Source organism: Cupriavidus sp. 01L46, from assembly GCF_056399905.1.
The window spans coordinates 1-5,404 of record NZ_JBFTSF010000375.1; the positions used below are offsets into that span (position 1 = coordinate 1).

At 63.8% G+C, this 5,404-nt stretch carries 6 protein-coding genes and 1 pseudogene; 2 read left to right on the forward strand and 5 right to left on the reverse strand.

Features of this window, described 5'->3' with window-relative positions:
* A pseudogene (locus AC1DS3_RS34635) lies at nucleotides 1-106 on the forward strand (inorganic phosphate transporter); the annotation flags it as partial.
* Between the two features lie 93 nt (nucleotides 107-199).
* Here AC1DS3_RS34635 and AC1DS3_RS34640 read toward each other — a convergent pair.
* From AC1DS3_RS34640 to AC1DS3_RS34660, 5 genes are all read right to left on the reverse strand, one after another.
* Nucleotides 200-859, reverse strand: a complete 660-nt coding sequence (locus tag AC1DS3_RS34640; protein ID WP_441630070.1) for a C40 family peptidase — start codon at nucleotides 857-859, stop codon at nucleotides 200-202.
* A gap of 71 nt (nucleotides 860-930) precedes the next feature.
* Nucleotides 931-1,353 (reverse strand): hypothetical protein, encoded by a 423-nt coding sequence (locus AC1DS3_RS34645; protein ID WP_441630072.1) that lies wholly within the window; start codon nucleotides 1,351-1,353, stop codon nucleotides 931-933.
* Between the two features lie 203 nt (nucleotides 1,354-1,556).
* Nucleotides 1,557-3,278, reverse strand: a complete 1,722-nt coding sequence (locus AC1DS3_RS34650) for a PhoH family protein (RefSeq protein ID WP_477128957.1) — start codon at nucleotides 3,276-3,278, stop codon at nucleotides 1,557-1,559.
* Nucleotides 3,279-3,649: 371 nt separating this feature from the next.
* Nucleotides 3,650-4,114: a peroxiredoxin gene (locus AC1DS3_RS34655; RefSeq protein WP_441630076.1), complete on the reverse strand. Its 465-nt coding sequence runs from the start codon at nucleotides 4,112-4,114 to the stop codon at nucleotides 3,650-3,652.
* 145 nt (nucleotides 4,115-4,259) lie between these two features.
* The gene (locus AC1DS3_RS34660) at nucleotides 4,260-4,640 is read right to left on the reverse strand and encodes an Mth938-like domain-containing protein (RefSeq protein ID WP_477128958.1); all 381 of its coding nucleotides are present in this window, start codon (nucleotides 4,638-4,640) and stop codon (nucleotides 4,260-4,262) included.
* A 318-nt stretch (nucleotides 4,641-4,958) separates the two neighbouring features.
* Here AC1DS3_RS34660 and AC1DS3_RS34665 point away from each other — a divergent pair.
* On the forward strand, nucleotides 4,959-5,404 hold a 446-nt coding region (locus AC1DS3_RS34665), incomplete at its 3' end, for an aminotransferase class I/II-fold pyridoxal phosphate-dependent enzyme (RefSeq protein WP_477128959.1).

Consider the following 5,404-nt stretch of genomic DNA (forward strand, 5'->3'; position numbering starts at 1 on the left):
GCGCTGGGGCGTGGCCGGCAACATCGTCTGGGCCTGGGTGCTGACGATTCCCGCATCCGCCTTCATGGCTGCCATCGCATGGTGGATTGGCCGGCAGATCCTCTAAGGCTCCGGGCTATCGGATTCTCGCTCGACAAGCCAACAAAAAGCCAGGCGCAATGCCTGGCTTTTTGTTTTTTGGGAAGGCCGGAGCCGATGGCTATCGATTGGCGAACGCGGCAATCGGATCGTCATCCACGGGGGGCGGCGGTGCTGCTGGTGCGGCCGGGGGCGCGATCGATGCTGGCGCCTGGTTGATGCCCGACGCAACCCGCCGCGCGCCGTTGTACCGGGAGGCCCAGTACGACTTGCTCATGTCTTCGAGCCGTACCGTGCCGCCGGTGGAGGGCGCATGGACAAAGCGATTCTGCCCGACATAGACGCCGACATGCGAATTGGCCCGGCCGGTGGTATTGAAGAAAACCAGGTCGCCCGAGGCTACCTGGCTGCGCTCCAGCGAGACGCCGCGGTCGCCCATGGCTTCGGTGGTGCGTGGCAGGTTGACGTTGGCGGCGCGCAGCACCACATAGCGGACCAGGCCGCTGCAGTCGAAGCCCGAGTCAGGCGTATTGCCGCCGTAGCGATAGGGCGTGCCCACCAGCGACATCGCCTGGATGGAGACTTCTTCCAGCCCGGCGCTGGGATCCACCATGGGAGTGCCTGCCGGGCGCGGCTGGGCGCTATAGCGCCCAGGCGGCGTCGAGGCGCAGGCTGCGAGCAGCAATGCCGCCACGCAAAGCAGGGGCAGGCGGGTAGTGCGGAAGACGTTGGCCCGGCTGGGCACACGTTTTCCGGCAGGGGCTATCTGGCGCAGAGGCATCCTTCTCGGTCCGATCCCGGGTCAGGAGCCGTGGCGCGAGGGGAGCCGGCGAGGGGGCTCCCCTGGGCGCCTTACCAGCGCAATTGCGCGTTGTAGGTGCCCGTACTCACGTTGACCGACTTGGCCTGTCCCTTATAAGTCGCTTCGATATTGTAGCTGCCTTGCGGGGCCTTGATCAGGCACTTGGGCCCGGAAGCGGTGAAGCTGGCCACTTCGTGGCCTTCGCGCGTCATCTTGACGGCTACGTCGGCAAGGTATTCGCCGCGCTCGCCCTGGGTAAACAGCAGGCCGATGTTGAAGTTCTTCTGCTGCGCGGCCAGTTGCTGTTGTTCGTCCGCGGCAATGCCGCCGCAGACGTAGCTGACGGGGCCCATGGTGCGGATCACCATTTCGTCGGCGGCGAGCGCGGGACCCGCAAGCAACGAGACCGCGGCAATCGCGACGCTGCTGGCCAGCGCGAGCCGCAGCGGTGTGTGATACAGGTGGTTGTCCATCAATGTCTCCATCGATCCAACAAGCCGGGAGGGGCAAAAAAAGCGCCCGCCAGGCTCCGGCACGCGAGATGCCGAAATGGCGGGCGCTCCGGATGCTTTGATGCTAGGCCACGCCGGCAGGCAAATCTGCCGGTCGTGGTCCTACAAGGCATCCGATGGTTCCAGAGGTTGCGAAGGCTTGGTCTTAACCGGTGATGCGCCCCTTAAAGGACATCCGCGGCATGGTCGGCCAGGCGCGAGCGCTCGCCGCGTGCCAGCGTCACATGGCCACTGTGGCTCCAGCCCTTGAACCGGTCGACCACGTAGGTAAGGCCGGACGATCCTTCGGTCAGGTATGGCGTGTCGATCTGCGCGATGTTGCCCAGGCAGATGATCTTGGTGCCGGGGCCGGCACGCGTTACCAGCGTCTTCATCTGCTTGGGCGTCAGGTTCTGGGCCTCGTCGATGATGACGAACTTGTTGACGAAGGTGCGTCCGCGCATGAAGTTCATGCTCTTGACCTTGATGCGCGRGCGGATCAGTTCCTGGGTGGCGGCGCGGCCCCACTCGCCGGCGCTGTCGTCGCTCTTTTGCAGCACTTCCAGGTTGTCGTCGAAGGCACCCATCCAGGGCTGCATCTTTTCTTCCTCGGTGCCCGGCAGGAAGCCGATGTCCTCGCCGACCGGCACGGTGGCGCGGGTGACGATGATCTCGTTGTAGAGCTTCTGGTCGAGCACCTGCTCCAGGCCGGCCGCCAGCGCCAGCAGGGTCTTGCCGGTACCGGCCTGGCCCAGCAAGGTGACGAAGTCGATCTCCGGATGCATCAGAAGGTTGAGCGCGAAGTTCTGTTCGCGGTTGCGGGCGGTCACGCTCCACACATTGTTCTTGTGGTGCGTGTAGTCCTTGAGCGTTTGCAGCAGCGCGGTCTTGCCGTTGATCTCCTTGACCTGGGCGTACAGCGGCAGGCTGCCGTCGCTGGGTTCCAGGAAGACAAACTGGTTGACCAGGAAGGAGGGCACCAGCGGGCCCGTCAGGCGATAGAACATCGCGCCGGACTTCGGGTCCTGCCAGCTTTCCACCCCCTTGCCATGCTTGGCCCAGAAGTCGTTGGGCAGCAGCATCACGCCCGAGTACAGCAGGTCCTTGTCCTCGAGGACCTGGTCGTTGAAGTAGTCCTCGGCTGGCAGGCCGAGCGCGCGCGCCTTGATGCGCATGTTGATGTCTTTCGACACCAGCACGACCTGGCGCTCCGGGAACTGCTGCTGCAGGGCGCTGACCACGCCCAGGATCTGGTTGTCCGCCTTGCCCTGCGGCAGGCCGTCGGGCAGCTTGATCTCATTGAGCTTGGTTTGCAGGAACAGCTTGCCCTGCGCGTCGCGGTTGCCCAGCTTGGCGAGCGGCAAGCCCTCGTCGAGCACGCCGTCGGTGCCGCCCACCAGCGCGTCGAGCGTGCGGCTGACGGTGCGGGCGTTGCGCGCGACTTCGCTCATCCCCTTCTTGTGGTTGTCCAGCTCCTCGAGCGTCATCATCGGCAGATAGACGTCGTGCTCTTCGAAGCGGAACAGCGAGGACGGGTCGTGCATCAACACATTGGTGTCCAGCACGAACAGCTTGCTGGGGCCGGTGTGTTTCTGCAGGCGACGGTTGGTCGTGCCGGGGGCCTTGGCGGGAGCCTTGGGCACGGCGGCCAGCGATGGCACGGACTTCAGCGCGGACGGCGGCGCATCCTTGGTGCGCGCTCGCGTCGAACCGCTGGCGCTGGCCACCACGGCCGGCGCATTTTCCGCTTTGCTAGTTCCGGTTTCCAGCAAGGCCACTCGCTCCAGCGCCGGCACAGGTTTCTTACCCTGCGACGCTGATTTGGCCTTAGTCAGCTTGGTCACCGGGGCGAATTCGCTCGGGTCAAGCAATTGGGCAGGCTTGGCGGGCATGGTCGGCAGCGRCATGCTAGGCTTTCCTTTCAGGGGGAGAAGACGGCTGGAAAACKGCGCAGGACACTGGCGCGGCCGCATGGCGCCGCGTACATGGGGATCGTGTCCTGTGCGTACAAAACACACAAACAAAAAAGCCGCCAACCTGGGTAGCAGGTTTGGCGGCTTTCTTTCGGACCGGAGACACGGCAGGTCCGCTACCGGCCTGTGGCAGGGTGCGCCTGGGCCGGGACGATGAAGCAGCGTGGCATCCGGATCTTGAACTCATTAAAGGCCAATGTATCCGAAGGTTTTCTCTTTTGCAATCGCTTGCCGAGAGGACTTTTGAAGGTGTTGCTGCGCCGCATTAAGGCGCCGGGCCGAATCACCGTGGATCACGCTCCGGGTCAGAGTCCGCGCACGATTTCCAGCACCTCGTCGACGTGGTTGGGCACCTTGATGCCGCGCAGCGCATGGCGCAGGATGCCCTTGCCGTCGATGATGAAGGTGCTGCGCTCGATGCCGCGCACTTCCTTGCCATACATTTTCTTCATCTTGATGACATCGAACAGATGGCACACGGCTTCATCGCCATCGGAGATCAACTCGAAGGGCAGTTCCAGCTTGGCCTTGAAGTTCTCGTGCGATTTCAAGCTGTCGCGCGAGATGCCGAAGACGACCGTGCCTGCCTTGACGAAATCGTCGTGCTGGTCGCGGAAGTTCATGGCTTCGGTGGTGCAGCCCGGGGTGTTGTCCTTGGGGTAGAAATACAGGACGACGGTCTTGCCACGCTGGGCGGCAAGGCTGAACGCGCCGCCGGTGGCGGGTGCGCTGAAATCGGGTACGGGCTGGCTGAGACTGGCTGTTGTCATTCTTATGGCTCCTGGGAGGGACAGGAAGGGGGTGGCTGCGTGAGTGCGGCCACCATGGTGGCGGCAGATGGGGGCGGGGCGGCCAACTTCAAGCGAGGCGTGTGCTTAACTTGGGCGAACCGGCCTCCCCGGCCGCCGGGCGGGCTCAGGCAGGCTCCTCCAGCAGCAGGATGRCCGCCACTTTGCGCCCTTCAGCCATCAGGATGTTGTATGTGCGGCAGGCGGCCTGCAGATCCATGGCGTCCACCCCGACATGCAGGCGTGCCAGTGAGGCGGTCAGCCGGGGGTGAGGGAAGCGCAGGCGGCTGCCGGTGCCCAGCAGCACCACCTCGGGCGAGTGCGCCAGCAGGCTCTCGAAATGCGCGGGTTCCAGGTCTTCGAAGCGTTGCACCGGCCAGGGCCGGATCTCGCCTTCGGGCATGACCAGCACGGATTCCGTGTGGCGCACCATATTGATTTCGATATAGCCCGGGCCGTACGACGTTACCGTATTAAGGGCATTGGGCTGGTCAGCGTGGAGTTTCAAGGGCGAACCTTATCTGGCGCTGCCCTTCGCGGCGCGCGCGGCGACTCGGCCGGGGCAGCGCAGGGCGGGTTGAGAGCATTTTGGGGCAGGCGGGCCGGGCGGCTTTGCTGCGGCCCCGTGGTACCGGTGGCGTACGCTGCAATGCAAGAATCCCTGCCGAAGTCTGTCATAATCCGATAAATTATAGCTTTTGCCTCCCTGCCTGCCACGTTTTGCGTTGCAACGCAGCGCACAGGCTACCCGGGTCGCTCCATTTCCACCCAGATTCCCTAGATAGCCGCCGCTACCCGGTGGCGCTTGCCTCCTGCCAACATCGCCGTGAAACCGATCCAGAAATCCAACAAGCTCAACAATGTTTGCTATGACATCCGCGGCCCGGTGCTGGAGAAGGCCAAGCAGATGGAAGAGGAAGGCCACAAGATCATCAAGCTGAACATCGGCAACCTGGCCGTCTTCGGCTTCGATGCGCCGGAAGAGATCCAGCAGGACATGATGCGCAACCTGCCCAATTCGGCTGGGTATTCGGACTCCAAGGGCATCTTCGCCGCGCGCAAGGCGATCATGCACTACACGCAGCAGAAGAATATCGAGGGCGTGGGCCTGGACGACATCTACGTCGGCAACGGTGCCTCCGAGTTGATCGTGATGTCCATGAACGCGCTGCTCAACAGCGGCGACGAAGTGCTGGTTCCAGCGCCGGACTATCCGTTGTGGACTGCGGCGGTGAGCCTGTCGGGCGGCACCCCGGTGCACTATGTGTGCGA

Coding starts and splice junctions, on each gene's coding strand:
- AC1DS3_RS34655 (WP_441630076.1), bottom strand. CDS start 4,114: ATGACAACAGCCAGTCTCAGCCAGCCCGTACCCGATTTCAGCGCACCC.
- AC1DS3_RS34645 (WP_441630072.1), bottom strand. CDS start 1,353: ATGGACAACCACCTGTATCACACACCGCTGCGGCTCGCGCTGGCCAGC.
- AC1DS3_RS34640 (WP_441630070.1), bottom strand. CDS start 859: ATGCCTCTGCGCCAGATAGCCCCTGCCGGAAAACGTGTGCCCAGCCGG.